Genomic DNA, 18049 nt, shown 5'->3' with positions numbered 1-18049 from the left:
CGCCTCCGTGGCCCTCCCACGACTCCCCTCTCGCCTGCGACGCCCCCGACGACCTTCCCCACGCGACTCCCCCAGACGACTCCCTCGTTCGCGGCGCTCCGCGCCGCTTCGACGCGCGATTCCGCGCTTCTCCCACGCGGAATCCCGCACCTCTCCCACGGTCCCCCGCGGCGACTCACCCAGACCTCCCTCGACGCCCCCAACTTTCCCCCTCTCGCTAGGTTCTTCCCGCTCGATGGCGTCCTTCTCCTGTTTCGCTACTCCTCGTCCGATTTTCCGCCGGTAGTGATTAGCTGGGATGGAGCAACCTATACAATTCTTTTAGAATTTATTCGTTTGGCTAAGTAATTATAGAGTTGTCTCTTGAAGGGAAATAGTGGTCGAACGAGCGCGTCGTCGGACCTCGACCCGTCGAGGTCCGACGCGCGCGGCGCTGGTTTTCGTCGCCCCGGGGTTCGAGGTATCGCGGGTCGGCGGAAATCTTGATGTGGGACCGGCAGGTAGACCGGGGTGAGTCCCGTGAATCGGGCATGGTTTCAGCAGAACCCTTGCGGGCTTGAGGCCAGCAGAACGCCCGCGAACCCGAGGCCCCAAACACTCCCGCGAGGAGACTCCCCACGCCGACCAGTCACGACTCTCGGCCGCAGTCGAGGAGCAGGCCTCCTCGAACACCCTCGACCAGCACCGAACCCCGTCAGTCAGAGTACCGTTGCACGCAGTTCCGTCAGAAATCCGCCCGGTAAAGCCAGGATTACCGGCCGGTTTTCTCGGGGGAGAACTTATACTGGTCGGGCGCTACCCCTCGAATAGGCGCGGTGCGAGCGGGAGGCGGCCACGCCGAGCGTTCGGCCACTATACTTAAATCGGCAAGCTCACATTGAAATGAAGTCGGTACCTTTTTCAAGTGGTAATCATGCATTGAAGACTGCATGGCACGCGACGATACGGCACGCGACTTCGACTGCGAAACCGCCCTCGACCGTCGTTCGGACCTCCAACTGGCAGGCGCTCCTCCGGCGACGGTCGGCGGGGCCGAGACCGCGGCTGGCACGCCCGCGGTCTCGTCCTCCGGCACTCTCTCTGACTTCGCTATCGAGACGCAACGCACCGCCGCTGGCACCGGCGCATCCTCCTCGGAGGTGCAGTATGGCTCCTAAGAACGCCCAGACCGCCGAGGGCGACTGGCAGGAGGTGCCTCGGGACCCCGACCCGGAACACCTCGGCTACGAACTCGACGACTGGGAGGTCATCCGCGCCCGGAAAGACGACCGCGGCCACCTGATGTTCCTGCCCGAAGAAGAGGAGATGCTCCGCGACGAAGCGTTCATCGTCGCGGACGCCTGCTCGGTCTGCGACGTGGCCGACCGCATCTGACTGAGCGTCTTCGACTCACCTCGCTGACTCGACTCACCTCGCCGATTCGACTCACCTCGCCGCTTCGACTCACCTCGCCGCTTCGACCAACTGCCTGGCTTCTGCGAACAGTTCGTCCGCGCGCTCCTCGCTTCTGGCCTCCGCCGTCACCCTGACCAGCGGTTGGGTCCCGCTCGCCCGCACCAAGAACCACCCCGAGTCGGTGCCGACCCGCACGCCGTCGAGGGTCTCGACGTCGTCGTACTCGGCAAGTACCTCCTCGCGGACTCGCGCCATGACTTCGGCCTTCTCCGCAACTTCGACGTTCCCGCGCCGGAGCGGGTAGGTCTCGACTTCGCCGACCAGCCTGTCCAGCGACCCCTGCCGGGAGACCAGTTCCGCGAGGAGACACGCCGCCAACGGGCCGTCGGGACACAGCGTCTCGTCGGGCCAAATCCACGCGCCGCTGGGTTCGCCGCCGAACGCCACGCCGGGGTCGGTCGCGCGCTCGGCGACGTAGACGTCTCCGACGCGCGTCCGAGAGACCGACACGCCCTGCGATTCCAGCAGGTCGGCGACCGTCAGGCTGGTATCGACCGGAACCGCGACCTCGTCGCCGGGACCGGCGGCCTCGCGGGCGAACAGCGCCAGAAGCAGGTCCCCGGAGACGAACTCGCCCGACTCGGTGACCGCCCGCATCCGGTCGGCGTCGCCGTCGTGGGCGATGCCGAGGTCGGCGTCGCTCGCGGCGACGAACTCGGTCAGCGCCCGGCAGTTCTCGGCGGTGGGTTCGCTCGGCCGCGCCGGGAAGGTCCCGTCGGGCCGGTCGTTGAGGGTCTGGACCTCGTGGCCCAACCGCCGGAGCGCCTCGGCAGTCACGCCGCCCGTGCCGTTGCCCGCGTCCACGACGACGTCGAGGTCGCCGGACCCCGCGGCCTCGACCAGCGCGTCGGCGTGGCGCTCGGTCGGGGTCACGTGGCGCTCGGTCGAGTCGTCCCGCCGGTCCTGCTCGCCGAGTTCGTCCCACGACGCGAGGTCGTATTCTTCTTCGCGCACGCGAGCCGAAATCGCTTCGCGCTGGCCCTCGCCGAAGGCCTGCCCGGAGGGGTTCCAGAGCTTGATGCCGTTGTCCGGGGCCGGGTTGTGCGAGGCCGTCACCATCAGGCCCGCGTGGGCGTCGAACCACCCGACGCTCCGGGCGACGGTCGGGGTCGCGGCCTCCCCGAGTCGAATCACGTCCGCGCCGCACTCTCGGAGTCCGGACGCCGCGGCGTCGGCGAGCATCCGACCGCTCTCGCGGGCGTCTCTGCCGACGACGACCGTCTCGTAGCCGTCGCTGGCGAGGGCGCGTCCGACCGACAAGGCGAGGTCGCAGGTCACTTCGTCGCCGATTCGTCCTCTGATGCCGCTGGTTCCGAACATCTACTCAGTTCTCCTGTCCGTTCGCGCGATGTAGTTCGGGCGGCGTGCCGACGTCGCCGCCGCGTCGATACTTGAGGTAGTGGACGATTGCCGAGACGCCGAACACCACGAGAATGAGCGTCGCCAGCACGAGACCCGGAATGAGACCGAAGGGGTAGATGTCGAGCCACACCGCGGCCACCAGCAGCGAACTGGCGGCTACCAGCCCGAGATAGTATCGGTCCCACGGGAACTCCTCGCGGGACACGTCGCCCAGATAGATGTCGAGGTCCGAGGCCCGGTCGCCGAGCCGGACGATGCCCTCGTCGCGGTCGTACTCGACGATGTCCGCCTCGTCGAGTTTCGGGAGATGGGTCTGGTACAGCGAGATGTACACGCGCTTGCGCTGCTCTGTCGAGAGCGCGGACGGCGTGGTTTCGTTCTCCCAGGCCGCGACCTGTTCGGTCAGGTCCGAGAGTTCGGACTCGCCGCCCTCCTGACGGAGGTAGTAGAGAGCATATCGTCGTCGTGGACTCTTCAGGACCTCGAAGACCTCGTCCTGAGAGAGCTCGTCAGCGCGAGACATGCTCCCGTGGTATTCGGCAGGTCGTCGGAGGCGATACACGCTCAGAGCCACCGGGTTGGGAGGATGTCCGCAGGTGAGACCGCCGCATACCCCTGATATTACCGCGTTGGCACTTTGTTACCCAGTTGCTGCCCGCGGGTAATCCGATAGTATATCGGGTCCGACCGGGGCTACCGAGGGATTATCCCCAACGTTCCGGAGCCGCGAAACGTTCCTGACCGACGACTGACGACGAGAACGAAAACCCGCGTATTCGGCCGGAAAACGTGGGATAGGCCCCAGATACTCACTCACCAAGCAGCGTATAACAAAGAGGTGAGCAAGGCATGGAGTCAATAACGCCCGGCCCTCCGTCCGGCGGTACGGCCGGGCAAATCGACTGACCTACTATGATTCCGTTACCGACGTCAACCGTTCGACCGGTCCCCCGCAACCGAACAGAGGTGACCCCCCGTGGCTAAAGCCGACCCCCGGTCGGAAGCCGACGACCGACTCGACCCCCGACTCGGCGACGACTGCGAGGTCTCCCCCGCCGCGACGGTCGGCCACCGCCACCGCGAGGAGGCCTCCCCGCCGGTGCTGGGCGACCGCGCGACCGTTCGCGCCGGAAGCATCGTCTACGCCGACGTGACAATCGGCGACGACTTCACCACTGGTCACAACGTCCTCGTGCGAGAGGACACCGCCATCGGCGACGACGTGGTGGTCGGCACCAACACCGTCGTCGACGGGACGACCACAATCGGGTCGCACGTCAGCCTCCAGACGGGCGTCTACGTCCCGACGAACACCGACATCGGGTCGGAGGTGTTCGTCGGTCCCAAGGCGGTGTTGACCAACGACGCCTACCCGATTCGCAAGGACTTCGAGTTGGAGGGGCCGACCCTCGAAGATCACGTCTCTATCGGCGCGAACGCCACCTTGCTGCCCGGCGTGACCGTCGGCGAAGGCTCGTTCGTCGCCGCGGGTGCGGTCGTGACCGAGGACGTGCCGCCCGAGACGCTGGCGGTGGGCGCGCCCGCCGAGTTCCGCTCGCTTCCCGAGGAGTTGGAAGGGGGGAACCAGATAGCATGAGCGAGATTCCCATCGCCGACCCGGAGCTGGGCGAGCGCGAAATCGAGCAGGTCCGCGAGGTCATGGAGTCGGGCCACATCGCGGACGGTCCGGAAGTCCGCGAGTTCGAGGAGGCGTTCGCCGACTTCTGCGAGGCCGAGCGCGGCGTCGCCACGAGCAACGGGACGACCGCCCTCCACGCCGCCTTCGAGGCGCTCGACGTCGGGCCGGGTGACAAGGTGGTGACGACGCCGTTCTCGTTCGTGGCGAGCGCGAACTCGGTTCGGCTGGCGGGCGCACAGCCCGTCTTCGCCGACATCGACCCGGACACCTTCAACCTCGACCCGGCCGCGGTCGAGGAGGTCGTCCGCCGCGAGGACGACGTGGCCGCAATCATGCCGGTCCACCTCTACGGGCTTCCCGCCGACATGGACCACCTGCTGGACATCGCCGACGACTACGACCTCGCAGTCGTGGAGGACGCGGCGCAGGCCCACGGCGCGGAGTACCGCGGGCTGAAGGTCGGGTCGCTCGGAGACGCGGCCTGCTTCTCGATGTACCCGACCAAGAACATGACCACGGGCGAGGGCGGGATGATAACCACCAACCGCGACGACGTGGCCGACGCCGCCGAGAGCTTCATCAACCACGGTCGGCCGCCCGAGGGCGGGTACGAACACGTCCGGACCGGCCACAACTTCCGGATGACCTCGATGGCGGCCGCAATCGGTCGCATCCAACTCGACCGCCTGCCCGACTACAACGAGGCCCGGCGGTCGAACGCGGCCTACCTGACCGACGCGCTGGCCGACGCCGACGTGGTGACGCCGACCGAACCCGACGAGCGCCGCCACGTCTACCACCAGTACACCGTCCGGACCGACGACCGGGCGGGACTGGCCGACCACCTCGAAGACGCGGGGGTCGGCACGGGAGTCTACTACCCGACGCCGATCCACGAACTGGCCGCCTACGAGGAGGTAGACCACGCCGCGCCGGTCGCCGAGCGAACCGCCGAGCGGGCGCTCTCGGTGCCGGTTCACCCGAACGTCTCCGAACAGAACCTCCGAACTATCGCTTCTGCCATCACCGAATATGAGTGTTGACTTTCCTGATTCGACGAACGCCGCCGTCATCGGCGTCGGGGCAATGGGTCGCCACCACGCGCGAGTCTACAGCGAACTCCCCGACGTGAACCTCGTCGGCGTCTACGACGTCGACGAAGCGCAAGCCCGCGAGGTCGCCGAGGACCACGGGAGTCGCGCGATGAGCATGGAGGAACTCGTCGGCGCGGCGGACGTGGCCTCCATCGCGGTGCCGACCCAGTTCCACGCCGACCTCGCCGAGGAGTGCATCGACCACGGCGTGAGCGTGCTGGTCGAGAAGCCCTTCGTGGACGACCCCGCGGTCGGGCGCGAGCTTATCGAGAAGGCCGACGAGGCGGGCGTGACGATTCAGGTCGGCCACGTCGAGCGGTTCAACCCCGCGATTCGGACGCTGGCGGACATCGTGGCCGACTTGGACGTCATCGCCATCGACGCCGAGCGACTCGGGCCGCCGCCCGAGGGTCGGCAGGTCGACGAGAGCGCGGTGCTGGACCTGATGATTCACGACATCGACGTGGTGCTGGCGACGATGGGCGAGGAGCCCGCCGAAATCACGGCCCACGGCGTCAAGAACAACCAGTATGCGACCGCCGACCTCGAATTCGGCGATGGGACCGTCGCCTCGCTGACCGCGAGTCGAGTGACCCAACAGCGGGTCCGAACGCTCTCGATTACCGCCGAGGAGTGCCGGGTCAACGTCGACTACATCGACCGGTCGGTCGAGATTCACCGCCACTCGCTGCCCGAATACATCGAGGACAACGGCGACGTGCGCTACCGCCACGAGTCCATCGTAGAGCGCCCGACGGTCCAGACCGGCGAACCGCTCAAGAACGAACTGGAAGCGTTCGTCACCGCGGCGACCGGCGAGGGCGACCCGGTGGTCTCTGGCGAGGACGGACTCAGAGTGCTGGAAGTCGCCCGAAAAATCGACCGCATCGCTGGCGGCGACGAGCAGAACACGACCGAAAGCGAGCAGGAAGCGGCTGAAGGCAAACAGGAAGCGGACGAAGACCAGCAGGAAGCGCCCGAGGACGAACAGGAAGCCGGGGTGAGCGCCCGGTGAGCCTGCAAGAAGTCGCGCATCTCTACGGCAACGACGCCCCGGCCGACGACCAGCGCGAGGCCTTCCGTTCGGGGCAGGTTCCGGTCGCGGTCTACGGCCTCGGCAAGATGGGCCTGCCCCTCGCAGCGGTCTACGCCGACGTGTCGGGCAACGTCGTGGGTGCGGACGTCGATTCGGAAGTCGTCGAGACCATCAACGCCGGGGAGTGCCACGTCAAGCGCGAACCCGGCCTGCCGGAACTCGTCGCCGAGACGGTCGCGTCCGGCGCGTTCGAGGCCACCGACGACCCCGCCGCGGCCGCCGACGACGCCGCGGTCCACGTCGTCATCGTGCCCACGCCCATCACCGACGACCACGAGGCGGACCTCTCCATCCTGCGGTCGGTCGCCGAGGACATCGGGTCTGGCCTCGACCCCGGCGACCTCGTCGTCGTGGAGTGTACCGTCCCGCCTAGAACGTGCGAGGACGTGCTTCAGCCGCTTCTGGAAGACGCCGCGGGCCACGGCGAGTTCGGACTCGCGTTCTGCCCGGAGCGGACCTCGAGCGGGCGGGCGCTCGAAGACATCCGGGGCGCGTACCCCAAGGTCGTCGGCGGCGTGGACGACGAGGCTACGCGAGTCGCAGAACTCGTCTACGGCGAAATCACCGACAACGAGGTGCTGGCCGTCTCGGACGCCACGACCGCGGAGGCCGTGAAAGTGTTCGAGGGCTTGTATCGGGACGTGAACATCGCGCTGGCCAACGAGTTGGCCACGCTGACCGACGAGATGGGCGTGGACGTCAACGAGGCCATCGAGACGGCCAACACCCAGCCGTTCTGCGACATCCACGCGCCGGGGGTCGGCGTCGGGGGCCACTGCATCCCCTACTACCCCTACTTCGTCATCAACGGGTTCGAGACCGACTCGCCCCTGCTGGAGACGGCCCGCGAGGTCAACGACTCGATGCCGTACTTTGCGGTCGAGACGCTGACCCGCGAACTCGACGCCGAGGGGAAGGACCCGGAGAACGCCACCGTAGCAATCCTCGGGCTGACCTACCGGCCCGGCGTCGAGGAGACCCGCGCCACGCCCGCCGGTCCCATCGCCGAAGACCTCCGGAATCTCGGCGCTGAGGTGCTGGCGGTCGACCCCATGCTCGACGACGCCGAGGCGTTCGACGCCGAAATGGTATCGCAGAATGAGCTTTACGACCGCGAACTCGACGCGGTGGTGCTGGTGACGCCCCACGACGAGTTCGAGACGCTCGCGTGGGACCGATTCGACCCGCTGGTGGTCGTGGACGGCCGCCAGAGCCTCGACTTGGGCGACACCGACCACCGGGTCTACACCATCGGGAGCGGGTAACCGATGTTCGCAGAGAACACCGTCGCCGCCGTGACTCGGGCCTCCTCGTCCGCGTTCTCGCTCCCGTTCCGGTGCGGGAGCGAGGCCGTCTCGCCAGAGACGGCCGGAAGCGGCGGAGAGAGCGCGGGCGAATCCGACGAAACCAGCGGCGCGGACGAAAGCAACGAATCGAATCGGGAAGAAAATGTATTCACAATCAAAACAATTACAAAAGGTAGCGAAACAATTATGAACATTGCTCGAACTGAGCGTCCGAGAGGGCGCGACTCCTCGACGGTACTGGGCGGAGCGGTGACGACCGCGCTGGCGGTCGTCTTCGACGCCGCGGAGAACGAACCCCTCCACGTGACGGGCGAGTCCGAGGAGGACCGCGGCGAAGACGAACTCGACGCCGACTCGCGCCGCGAAAGCGACGCCGAGGAGGTGAGCGGCCGATGAAGGTCCTGACCGTGGTCGGCGCGCGCCCGCAGTTCATCAAGGCCGCGGCGGTCTCCCGTGAACTCCGGCGCAACCACGACGAGGTCCTGATTCACACCGGCCAGCACTACGACGAGGAGATGTCCGACGTGTTTTTCGAGGAGCTGGGCATCCCGGAACCCGACGACAACCTCGCGGTCGGTTCCGACAGCCACGGTGCCCAGACCGCCGAGATGCTGGCCGGACTCGAAGAGCGCATCGAGGCCGAGGACCCCGACGCGGTGTTGGTCTACGGCGACACCAACTCGACGCTGGCGGCGGCTATCGCGGCCGCGAAGATGGACACCGACATCGCGCACGTCGAGGCCGGACTCCGGAGCTACAACCGGTCGATGCCCGAGGAAATCAACCGCGTGCTGACCGACCACGCCGCGGACCTGCTGTTCGCGCCCTCCCGGCGCGCTGTCGAGAACCTGCGCGAGGAGTCGGTGCCGGGCGCGGTCCACAACACCGGCGACGTGATGTACGACGCCGTCCTCTGGGCGCGCGACCGAGCCGAGGACCACTCCGATATTCTGGACGAGTTGGACCTCGAACCCAGCGAGTACGTGCTGGCGACGGTCCACCGCGCGGGCAACACCGACGACCCCGACAAACTCGCGGGCCTCCTCGACGCGCTGGCCGACGACCCCCGAGAGGTCGTCCTGCCCGCCCATCCGCGGACGATAAACCGTATGCAGGAATACGGAATCCGCGAGGACGCCGAAGAGAAGCTGACGCTCATCGACCCCGCGGGCTACCTCGACTTCGTGCGACTGCAGGACTGCGCCGACGTGGTGGCGACCGACTCGGGCGGCGTCCAGAAGGAGGCCTTTTTCCTCGACACGCCGTGCGTGACGATGCGCGAGGAGACCGAGTGGCGCGAGACCGTCGAGGCCGGGTGGAACACGCTGGTCGGCGCGGACGGCGAGGCGATTCGGCGCGCGCTGGCGACCGCCGACGCCCCCGCCGAAAAGCCCCGACCTTACGGCGACGGGGACGCCGCCGCGAACGTGACTCGCCTGCTGGACGATGCCTGAACGAGAGCCACATCAGTCGAATCCGAAGATTGCCGGTCGGCCCTCCGCCGTCGCGGACTCGGAGTTCGCGCTCCTGTTGACCCACGACGTGGACCGGCCGTACAAGTCGATTCAGTCGGCGTACCACGCCGTCGAACACCGCGATTTGAGCCAGCTGCGGGCGCTCCGGCCGAGCGTGAACCCGTGGTGGACGTTCGAGGACATCATGGAACTGGAGGAGTCGCTGGACGTGCGGTCGTCCTTTTACTTCCTGCGAGAGCGCCACCTCCTCGAACGCTCGCCGCGCGACTGGCTGAGTCCGTTCTACTGGGTCGAACACTTCGGTCGGTACAGCCTCGAAACTCCCGAGATGCTGGATTTACTGGAGCGCCTGAACGAGGGCGGATGGGAAGTCGGGCTTCACGGCTCGTACGACTCCTACGACGACAGGGACCGCCTCGAGACCGAGAAGACGATGCTGGAGCTGGCGCTGGGCGAGTCGGTGACCGGCGGTCGCCAGCACCACCTCAATCGCGGACCCGAGACGTGGGACCACCACCGCGACATCGGCCTGAAGTACGACGCCAGCCCCGGTTCCAGCGAGACGTTCGGCTTCGAGGAGTACCTTCCTTTCCGACCCTTCGACGACGAGTTCGTGGTCTTCCCGCTGACGGTGATGGAGTGCGCGCTGCCGGACCCCGGCGAGGAGTACGAGGCGGCGTGGGCCGAGTGCGAGGCGCTGCTCTCCGAGGCCGCCGAGAACGACGCCGTGATGTCTGCGCTCTGGCATCCAAGACTGTTCAACCGGACCGACTTCCCCGGCTACCGGCGACTCTACCGGCGACTCATCGAGACGGCCTTGGAGATGGGCGCGTGGGTCGGCGCACCCGCCGACTACTACGCGATGATGGACCATCCCGCCGAGGCGTCCGAGGCGGGCGACGAGGCGGAAGTCGTAGACGGCGAGAGCGCCGACAGGTGTCGCTTACGACCGGAACAGGCGGGGGATAACAAAGTGAAAACCGGCCTGAACACCGAGCCAACAGGATGAGAGTCGAGCAACTCGAACTGTCGGAGTGGGAGTCGGCGCTGCCGAGCGACGGATACGAAGTGTTCCACCGACCCGAGGCGTTGGAGGTGGTCGCGGACCACACCGACGCCGAGATGAAGCTGTTCGGCGGGTTCAAGGGCCAACAGCCCATCGCGCTGCTGCCCGTCTTCGTCCAGCGCAAGTCGGTCGGGACCGCGGTCACGTCGCCCCCGCCGAGTCTGGGCATCCCCCGGCTCGGGCCGATTCTGATGCCGACGAGCCCCAAGCGTCGCAAGCAGGAGAAAGTCAACAACGAGTTCACCGAGAAGGTCCTCCAGCAGGTCGGGACCGACCTCGACTTGGACCGGCGACTCGCGGAGGTCGGCGTCGAGTCGCCGATGGCCGAAAAGGTGGTGGACCGCCTCGACGTGGACTCGCGGCTGACCCTCTTTCGGATGGAGTGCAACGCGGCCTACGGCGACCCCCGACCCTACTCGTGGGGGAACCTCCAAGTCGAACCGAACTTTACCTACTTCCTCGACTTGGAGGGCCGGGAGGCCGAGGAGGTCAAAAAATCCTTCTCCAAGAGCTTGCGGCGAGAAATCGGCGACGCCGAGGACCTCGACGTGACCGTCGAGACCGAGGGGTTGTCGGGTGCCCGCGAAATCTATCGGGCCACCCAGCGCCGGTTCGCCGAGCAGGACGAACCCTTCGGCCTGACGTGGGAGTACGTCCGTGACCTCTTCGAGGCGCTTTCGGCCGAGGACCGCGCTCGGGCCTACGTCGCCCGCGACGGAGGCGGCGAGTACCTCTCGGGTATCACGGCGCTGTACTCGAACGACCACGCCTACTTCTGGCAGGGCGGCGCGAAGGCAATCTACGAGGGCACCGCTGTCAACAGCTTCATCCACTGGCGACTCATCGAGGACCTCGTCGAGGACCCGCCGGTCGAGTCGGTCACGAAGTACGACCTGATGGGCGCGAACACCGAGCGCCTCTGTCGGTACAAGGCGAAGTTCGGCGCGGACTTAGTGCCGTACTACGTCGTCGAATCGCCCGGTGCGGCGATGAACGTCGCCAAGCGCGCCTACAAGCTGGTTCAGTAGCTCGGGGCGGACCGGAACCAGTCCGGAACCAGTAGCTCGCGCCGGACAGACAACTTAGCCGTCTGAACTGTTTTCCGCCGATTGACGCGGCCTAACTAGTTGCGAAATCGGACAACGTTCTCCGAGTCGCTGTTCTCCGAGTTCAACCGGCCAATTACAAAGGCCGAATCGGTCTAAAGTAGCACAGAGCGGTCCGCGACGGACCCCGAGAAACTAATGCACGTTCTCAGCCTCACCGCCAACACGCCGGGCTTCTACCGGCGGGAGACCGCGGCGCTCGCCGACCTCGGTATCGAACGCACGACGCTGGAGGTACCCGGAAATCCCGACGAGGGCCGGTCTGTCGCCGACTACCTCCGGTTCGTTCCGCGGGCGGTCCGAGAGGCCGCCGGAGACTACGATCTGATTCACGCCAACTACGGCCTGACCGCGCCGATGGCGCTGGCCCAGTCGGACCTGCCGGTGGTCCTCTCGCTGTGGGGGTCGGACCTGTTGGGAGAGTTCGGCTGGCTCTCGCAGGCCTGCGCCAGGCGGGCCGACGAGGTCGTCGTGATGTCCGAGGAGATGGACGCGGAACTCGACGCCCAGAGCCACGTCGTGCCCCACGGCGTGAACGCCGAGCAGTTCCAGCCAGCGCCAAAACCCGCCGCCCGCGAGCGGGTCGGCTGGAGCCACGAGGCCCGCCACGTCCTGTTTCCCTACGCGCCGGACAGGGACGTGAAGGACTTTCCCCGGGCCGGGCGCGTGGTCGAGTCGGTCCGCGAGCGAGTCGGCGACCCCGTGGCGCTCCACCCGCTCGGCGGCGTGGACCACGAGTTGATTCCGGCGTACATGAACGCCGCCGACGCGCTCCTGCTGACCTCGCGCCGGGAGGGCCTGCCCAACTCGGTCAAGGAGGCGATGTGCTGTAACCTGCCGGTGGTGGCGACCGACGTGGGCGACGTCCGCGAGTGTCTGCGGGGCGTCTCGCCCTCGGCGATCTGCCGGACGGACGCCCAACTCGTCGACGAACTGGCCGACGTGCTGGCCGACCCCTGCCAATCGAACGGCCGGGAGGCGATTTCGGACCTGCGGGTCGAGCGCGTCGCCGAGCGCCTCGCTGCGGTCTACGAGCAGGCGGTCGGACGTGACTCGGGTGTGACCGACCGCGACGGCGCGACCGACCGCACTCGACCGACGGTCAGCGCGCTGAACTGACCCTCGGCGGGCGGTTTATCTTTCCGCGGCCCCCAGTATCGCGCATGTCCCCAGCGACCCACCGATGCACCTGCGGCGCGACCCTGCGGTACAAGCAGGACCTCCAGAAGGAGGAGGGACACACGACCCGAACGTGGAAGTGCCGAGACTGCGGGACGCCGGTTCCGGGGCAGGTCGCCGAGCGAATCAAGCATCAGCATCCGTCTTGACTTTCCGGCCCACAAGCCGGAAAGTCAGGACCCGCGGTTCGGCGGTTGCGGTTGTTCGCGGCCGCGGGCCGCGAGTTCAAGACCCGCGGTTCTGTGGTCGAGACGACCACGGACCTCGCTCGGCGAGGCAGACAACTTCCTGGCGGACTGAAAGGGCAAGCGGGGTTCGCGGTTGTCGTGAGCGAAGCGAACGACTGCTCGGCGGACGCGGTTTGTCCGCCGGTGTCCGAAGGCCGTGGTCGTCTCCGGCGGCTCTATTCTGCGCGGACGGTGCGGAGAGCGCAGAATATCCGCCGGAGTCGTTCGAAAATCGAAGATTTTCGTGATCACGAGAGCGTCGCTCTCGGACGACGACCGCGAACCGCGCGAGGGCTTTCGAGGACACTACTGCCCTGTCGGTTCCTGCGGTTCCAAGCGCGAGGGCTTTCGAAACTACAGCCTTTCCGACTCTCGCGGTCACTCTCGAAACCACGGCTCACCTACTCGAAGTCTCGACTCAGTCTGAACCCATCTCCCCAAAAAGACAACACACAGCCAACTCGACGACTGGCCGACCGACACCGAACTCAGGTCATCTCTGTGATTTCGACCGCCGCGTCGGACTTGAGCCACGCGGCGTCGTTCTGGGTGTCGTAGACGACGGTGCCGCCGCTCCCGTCGCTGAAGGCGGCGTAGCGTTCGGCGTCGATTTCGGCTTCGTCGCGGTTGTTGTCGCTCTCGTATTTTCCGGTCATGGGTTTCTGGCCGCTTACGGTCGGTAAGCGGGTATCTATGAGTAACTTACTGCCGTACCCTGATAAGGGTTAGCGAATGTCTCGTTTCCGGTGAGGGCGCAAAATACCTCCTCGGCGGCCGAGGAGCGATTCTGCGGGGCGATTCACCCACGATTCCACGGGTGTTTCGATAGCTATCGTGGTAGTCTAACGAGTGTCGAGGCAGTCTGGCGAGTGCCGAACCGGTTCGTCGGTCCGCCGCGGAGAATCAGCAAAAGTCGAGCGTCGGTCCTCGACGCGGGGCGAGCGGCGACTACTCGCAGTCGCCGCCCGCGGGATTGAGAGGTGATACAAAACATCCTATACAATTGTTTAAACTAACTATTTAATTGTTGCAGAAACCTATATATTTCCGAAGGGAGGAGCATCGCCGGGAACAGTCTGGCAGGCGCTGACTGTCGTTTTCGAGGTCGAATCGACCTTTGCCCGACCCCGAATCGACCCTCGCCTGACCCCGAATCGGCCCCGCTCCCGACGCAGAATCGACCGCTCTTCGAAACAGTCCCGCGAGCGCCTACACTCCCGTTTTCACCACCTACACCGCTTCAGGCGGCCCATAACAAAGCCCCGACGCGGGGACGTTTCGAGGTAGCGACGCGCCCGACCGGGCGCGGTTTGATTACACATGGCTTCGGACACTCACGACTCCCGTAGATGGGAGAAAGGCGCACTTCTCGTCGGTTTCGTGTCGTTGGCCGCGGCGGTACTCGTCGCGCACGGGTCGCCGCCGGAGAGCTACGAACTGTCGATTTACGCCGAGACGCCGCTTTCGTTTTGGCTCGGGACGGGCGCGGCCCTGCTGGTCGCCGTCTTCGTCGGGTTGCAGTCCGAGGGCCGACCGCGGAAGTTGGCGCTCGCGCTCGGCGGCGTCGCGGCGCTCGCCATCGCGTCGATTCCCGTCCTGCGGTCGTACTACTTCTTCGGGGCGGGCGACTCGCTGACCCACCTCGGGTGGGCCAAAGACATCGCCGCGGGCAGGATGTCGACGCTCGACCTGCTCTACCCCGGCACGCACACCATCGCGGTGTTCCTCGCCGACGCGACCGGAATGGGGCTGAACCGCGCCATCTTGGTGATGATTATGGCGTTCAACGCGGTCTTCCTCGTCTTCCTGCCGCTGGCGACGTGGCGGATGACCCAGAGCAAACTCGCGTCGGCAATCGCGGCGCTGTCGGGCTTTCTGTTCGTCCCGATAACCAACATCAGCGTCTTCCAGATGGCCCACCCGACCTCGCAGGCCATCCTCTTTCTCCCGCTGGTGCTGTTCCTGCTGGCGCGGTACCTCACTGAGGCCGACCGCGACGACCTCCTCGTGGGAACGCCCACGGGGCTGTTGATGGCCGTCTCCTCGGCCGCAATCGTGCTGATTCACCCCCAGCAGGCGCTCAACGTCCTGTTCGTCTTCGCCGCGATGCTGGGCCTCCAGGTCGTTGCGAAGTGGTGGGGAACCCGGGAAGGCGACCATCCGCTGTTGGCGCTCCAGACCGCCCTCGTCGCGGGTATCTTCCTCGTGTGGGCACCCCGCCACGAGCGGGCGTCCGGGGCGGCCAGCGCGCTGGTCAACATGATTCTGAACGGCCCGGAGGTCGGCGGTGAGGTGACCCAGCAGGCGGTCTCGCTGTCGGCCATCGGCGGGTCGTTCACGATGCTGTTCCTCAAGCTGTTCTTCGTCGCCGTCGTGTTCCTCGCGCTGGCGGGCCTGCTGGTCCTGAGCGGGTTCCTCGGCCGAATCGACGACTCGCCGGACGTTTCGGCGTTCGTCCGCTATCTCGGTCTCGGACTGGTGCCCATCGGGATGCTGTTCGTGGCGTACTTCGTCGTCAGCTACGAGAAGCTCCACTTCCGACAGCTGGGCTTCATGCTGGTGCTGGTGACGATACTCGGTGCCATCGCGCTCTCGCGGGTCGTCGAGGGCCTCTCGACTCGGTTCTCGCAGAGGAGCGCCCGGACCATGCTCGGCGTCGTGATGGTGGTCCTACTCGCGGTTTCGGTTCCCACCGTCTACCAGTCGCCGTACATGTACCAGTCGTCCAGCCACGTCACCGAGGCTCAGATGGACGGCTACGAGACCGCGGTCGAACACAAGGGTTCGGCCGCGTTCGTCGGCATCCGCGGGTCTGGCGAGCGCTGGACTGACGGCGTGCTTGGCTATCAGGAGAGTCGGAAGCGGAAGGTGGCGAGGGGAAGCCTCTACGCCAGCGAGGAGCATCCGGCGGTGGACGAGAACTTCACCGGGGAGTACATCTCACGCCACTACGAGGACCGGTATCTGGCGTACACCGACCGGGCCAAGCAGCAGGACCTCCAGGTGTACAAGGGCTTCCGGTTCGACCGACAGGGCTTCCGGTCGCTCGACTCGACGCCGGGCCTCTCTCGCGTGCAGGCCAACGGCGGCATGCAGGTCTACCTGACCGACAGCGAGACCAACAGTACGGCGTAGTCGAGCGCGACGAACCGACCTTGCGAACTCGCTTTTTTCTTTGGCGGCGTCGAGGGAGACGTTTCTCGACGGAGAGACTCGGGCTACTGTTCTCAACTCGGGCGGCGTGTCACGCCTTCCCTCGGCTCGTTCCCGATAAGCGACCCATAACAAAGCCCCATCGCCGGGAGAATGAAAGTAACCGCGCGTCGGAAGACGCGAGTTCGCCAGTCATGAATCTACGTGAATACTACTCTGCGAGACTGAGGCAACGTCTTCCTCCGGTAGAGTCCGTGCCGCGGCGACCGATGGATACGTCGCCGCGATGGTGGCCGATTCCCGGAGGAGAGGGGCGAACGGACGCACTCGCTACGAACGACTTCACATGGACCTGAAACAGTTCTCGCGGTCGTTCAAGGCGATGCTGAGCGCGCGAGTCCTCCACATGGCCGCCAGCGGCGTGCTGATGGTCGTGTTGGCTCGATTCCTGCTCACCCAAGAGCAGTACGGTCTGCTGGGCGCGGCGCTGGCGGTGATGGGCGTCGTCCAACTGTTCAGCGACCTCGGCATCGCCAAGGCCGCGGCGCGCTACATCACCGAGTACCGCGAGACGGACCCCGGACAAGTGCCACACGTCCTCCGGGCCGCGGTCGTCTACCGGCTCGCGGCCATCGGCGTCGTGGGCGGCCTGTTCGCGCTGTTGGCCGGACACGTCTCCGAGCTAATCGGGCAACCGGAACTCGGACCCCTCCTCGTGGTCGGGGCGGCCTACATCGCGGTCCACTCGATGTTCACCTTCTCGCAGGTCCTGTTTCAGGGCTACAACCAGATTACCAACAGCGCGGTCATCCGGGCCGTCGGGTCGATAAGCCGCCTCGCGCTCGCGGCGGCGTTCGTCCTGCTCATCGGCGGGGCAATCGGTGCCCTCGTGGGCTACATCGTCGGCTACGGGGTCGGCGCAGCGCTGGGGCTCGGCCTCCTCTACCGGAAGTGTTATCGGGACGCCGACCGGTCGAGTTCGCCGGAACCGGGGCTGACGCGCCGAGTCGCCCGGTACAGCATCCCGCTGACCGCGACCCGAGGAGCCAACATCCTCGACAAGCGCGTGGACACGATTCTGGTCGGCTACTTCATGAACCCGGTCGCGGTGGGCTACTACTACCTCGCCAAGCAGATTATGGGGTTCGTCCACTCGCCCGCCGCCTCGCTCGGGTTCACGCTCTCGCCCGCCTACGGCGAACACAAGGCCGACGGCGAGACCGACCACGCCGCCCAGATTTACGAGACCACGCTGAAGTACATCCTCCTGCTGTACGTCCCGGCCGCGGCGGGCATCGTCATCGTGGCCGAACCAGCCATCACGCTGGTCTTCGGCGACAAGTGGGCCGACGCCGCGCCCGTCCTACAGGTGTTCTCGGCTTACGTCGTCCTCCAAGCGGTCTCCTACGTCACGGGGGACACCCTCGACTTCCTCGGGAGGGCCCGCGAGCGGGCCATCGCCAAAGGAGGAGGGTCGGTCGCCAACTTCCTGCTCAACCTCGTGATGATTCCGGCCTTCGGCGTGGTCGGCGCGGCTGGCGCGACGGTCATCACCCACGCCGGAGTGCTGGCGGTCACGCTCTGGGTCATCCACTCGGAACTCTCGTTGGCGGTCGGGGAACTCGCGCGCCACCTCGCCGCGGTCGTCGGGGTCACGGCCGCGATGTCGATTGCGGTCGTGGCGGTCCTCGCGCAGGTCGGCGGCGCGCTCGCGGTCGTCGCCTCGATTTTCGCGGGCGTCGCGGTCTGGGGCGGCCTCTCCATCGCGGGCGGCCTGCTCGACATCCGGCGCGTCCGGACTATCCTCTCCTGACCGCAATCCCCGCTTGAGTGGCACTCATTCACACGCCTGAAAGCCCGATTTATTTGGCCTCAGGAACCGAGGAGAGT

The 18049-nt window shown here is 66.4% G+C and carries 17 protein-coding genes; 14 read left to right on the top strand and 3 right to left on the bottom strand.

Annotated features, from left to right (window positions below; all coding sequences use genetic code 11):
* The first annotated feature begins 929 nt into the window (after positions 1-929).
* Entirely contained in the window at positions 930-1157 is a 228-nt protein-coding gene (locus EPL01_RS14415; protein WP_135825974.1) for a hypothetical protein, read from the top strand.
* Positions 1147-1374 (top strand): hypothetical protein, encoded by a 228-nt coding sequence (locus tag EPL01_RS14410; protein ID WP_135825973.1) that lies wholly within the window; start codon positions 1147-1149, stop codon positions 1372-1374. The genes EPL01_RS14415 and EPL01_RS14410 overlap by 11 nt, the downstream gene beginning before the upstream one ends.
* A gap of 69 nt (positions 1375-1443) precedes the next feature.
* Here EPL01_RS14410 and glmM read toward each other — a convergent pair whose 3' ends face one another.
* Positions 1444-2775: a phosphoglucosamine mutase gene (gene glmM / locus EPL01_RS14405; protein WP_135825972.1), complete on the bottom strand. Its 1332-nt coding sequence runs from the start codon at positions 2773-2775 to the stop codon at positions 1444-1446.
* Between the two features lie 4 nt (positions 2776-2779).
* Positions 2780-3340: a DUF7344 domain-containing protein gene (locus EPL01_RS14400; protein WP_135825971.1), complete on the bottom strand. Its 561-nt coding sequence runs from the start codon at positions 3338-3340 to the stop codon at positions 2780-2782.
* Positions 3341-3793: 453 nt separating this feature from the next.
* Between EPL01_RS14400 and EPL01_RS14395 the strand changes: the two genes are divergently transcribed.
* From EPL01_RS14395 to EPL01_RS22060, 10 genes are all read left to right on the top strand, one after another.
* On the top strand, positions 3794-4414 hold the full coding sequence (locus EPL01_RS14395) for an acyltransferase (protein ID WP_135825970.1): 621 nt from the start codon (positions 3794-3796) through the stop codon (positions 4412-4414).
* The gene (locus tag EPL01_RS14390) at positions 4411-5499 is read left to right on the top strand and encodes a DegT/DnrJ/EryC1/StrS family aminotransferase (protein ID WP_135825969.1); all 1089 of its coding nucleotides are present in this window, start codon (positions 4411-4413) and stop codon (positions 5497-5499) included. Before EPL01_RS14395 ends, EPL01_RS14390 begins: the two co-directional genes overlap by 4 nt.
* Positions 5489-6565 (top strand): Gfo/Idh/MocA family protein, encoded by a 1077-nt coding sequence (locus tag EPL01_RS14385; RefSeq protein ID WP_135825968.1) that lies wholly within the window; start codon positions 5489-5491, stop codon positions 6563-6565. Before EPL01_RS14390 ends, EPL01_RS14385 begins: the two co-directional genes overlap by 11 nt.
* Positions 6562-7911 (top strand): nucleotide sugar dehydrogenase, encoded by a 1350-nt coding sequence (locus tag EPL01_RS14380; protein ID WP_135825967.1) that lies wholly within the window; start codon positions 6562-6564, stop codon positions 7909-7911. Before EPL01_RS14385 ends, EPL01_RS14380 begins: the two co-directional genes overlap by 4 nt.
* 3 nt (positions 7912-7914) lie before the next feature.
* The gene (locus EPL01_RS14375) at positions 7915-8349 is read left to right on the top strand and encodes a hypothetical protein (RefSeq protein ID WP_135825966.1); all 435 of its coding nucleotides are present in this window, start codon (positions 7915-7917) and stop codon (positions 8347-8349) included.
* On the top strand, positions 8346-9407 hold the full coding sequence (gene wecB, locus EPL01_RS14370; RefSeq protein ID WP_135825965.1) for a non-hydrolyzing UDP-N-acetylglucosamine 2-epimerase: 1062 nt from the start codon (positions 8346-8348) through the stop codon (positions 9405-9407). Before EPL01_RS14375 ends, wecB begins: the two co-directional genes overlap by 4 nt.
* Positions 9400-10437, top strand: coding sequence for a polysaccharide deacetylase family protein (locus tag EPL01_RS14365; RefSeq protein ID WP_210424152.1), 1038 nt, complete (start codon positions 9400-9402; stop codon positions 10435-10437). The genes wecB and EPL01_RS14365 overlap by 8 nt, the downstream gene beginning before the upstream one ends.
* Positions 10434-11522, top strand: a complete 1089-nt coding sequence (locus tag EPL01_RS14360; protein ID WP_135825964.1) for a GNAT family N-acetyltransferase — start codon at positions 10434-10436, stop codon at positions 11520-11522. Before EPL01_RS14365 ends, EPL01_RS14360 begins: the two co-directional genes overlap by 4 nt.
* A gap of 216 nt (positions 11523-11738) precedes the next feature.
* Complete coding sequence (locus EPL01_RS14355; RefSeq protein ID WP_135825963.1) at positions 11739-12719, top strand: glycosyltransferase; 981 nt, start codon at positions 11739-11741, stop codon at positions 12717-12719.
* Between the two features lie 44 nt (positions 12720-12763).
* Positions 12764-12928 carry a hypothetical protein gene (locus tag EPL01_RS22060; protein ID WP_210424151.1) on the top strand — a complete coding sequence of 55 codons (165 nt, stop codon included), beginning with the start codon at positions 12764-12766 and terminating at the stop codon, positions 12926-12928.
* A gap of 566 nt (positions 12929-13494) precedes the next feature.
* Here EPL01_RS22060 and EPL01_RS21750 read toward each other — a convergent pair.
* Positions 13495-13662, bottom strand: coding sequence for a DUF7331 family protein (locus tag EPL01_RS21750; protein ID WP_168215920.1), 168 nt, complete (start codon positions 13660-13662; stop codon positions 13495-13497).
* Between the two features lie 664 nt (positions 13663-14326).
* Between EPL01_RS21750 and EPL01_RS14350 the strand changes: the two genes are divergently transcribed.
* Both EPL01_RS14350 and EPL01_RS14345 read left to right on the top strand, forming a co-directional pair.
* Complete coding sequence (locus EPL01_RS14350; RefSeq protein ID WP_135825962.1) at positions 14327-16141, top strand: hypothetical protein; 1815 nt, start codon at positions 14327-14329, stop codon at positions 16139-16141.
* Between the two features lie 364 nt (positions 16142-16505).
* Entirely contained in the window at positions 16506-17972 is a 1467-nt protein-coding gene (locus tag EPL01_RS14345) for a flippase (RefSeq protein ID WP_135825961.1), read from the top strand.
* The last annotated feature ends 77 nt before the right edge of the window (positions 17973-18049 follow it).

It is taken from the genome of Halorussus ruber, assembly GCF_004765785.1.
In the GTDB taxonomy this organism is placed as follows: Archaea; Halobacteriota; Halobacteria; order Halobacteriales; family Haladaptataceae; genus Halorussus; species Halorussus ruber.
The sequence above is the reverse complement of the archived record's forward strand: the minus strand, read 5'-3'. Positions and strand labels throughout refer to the sequence as shown.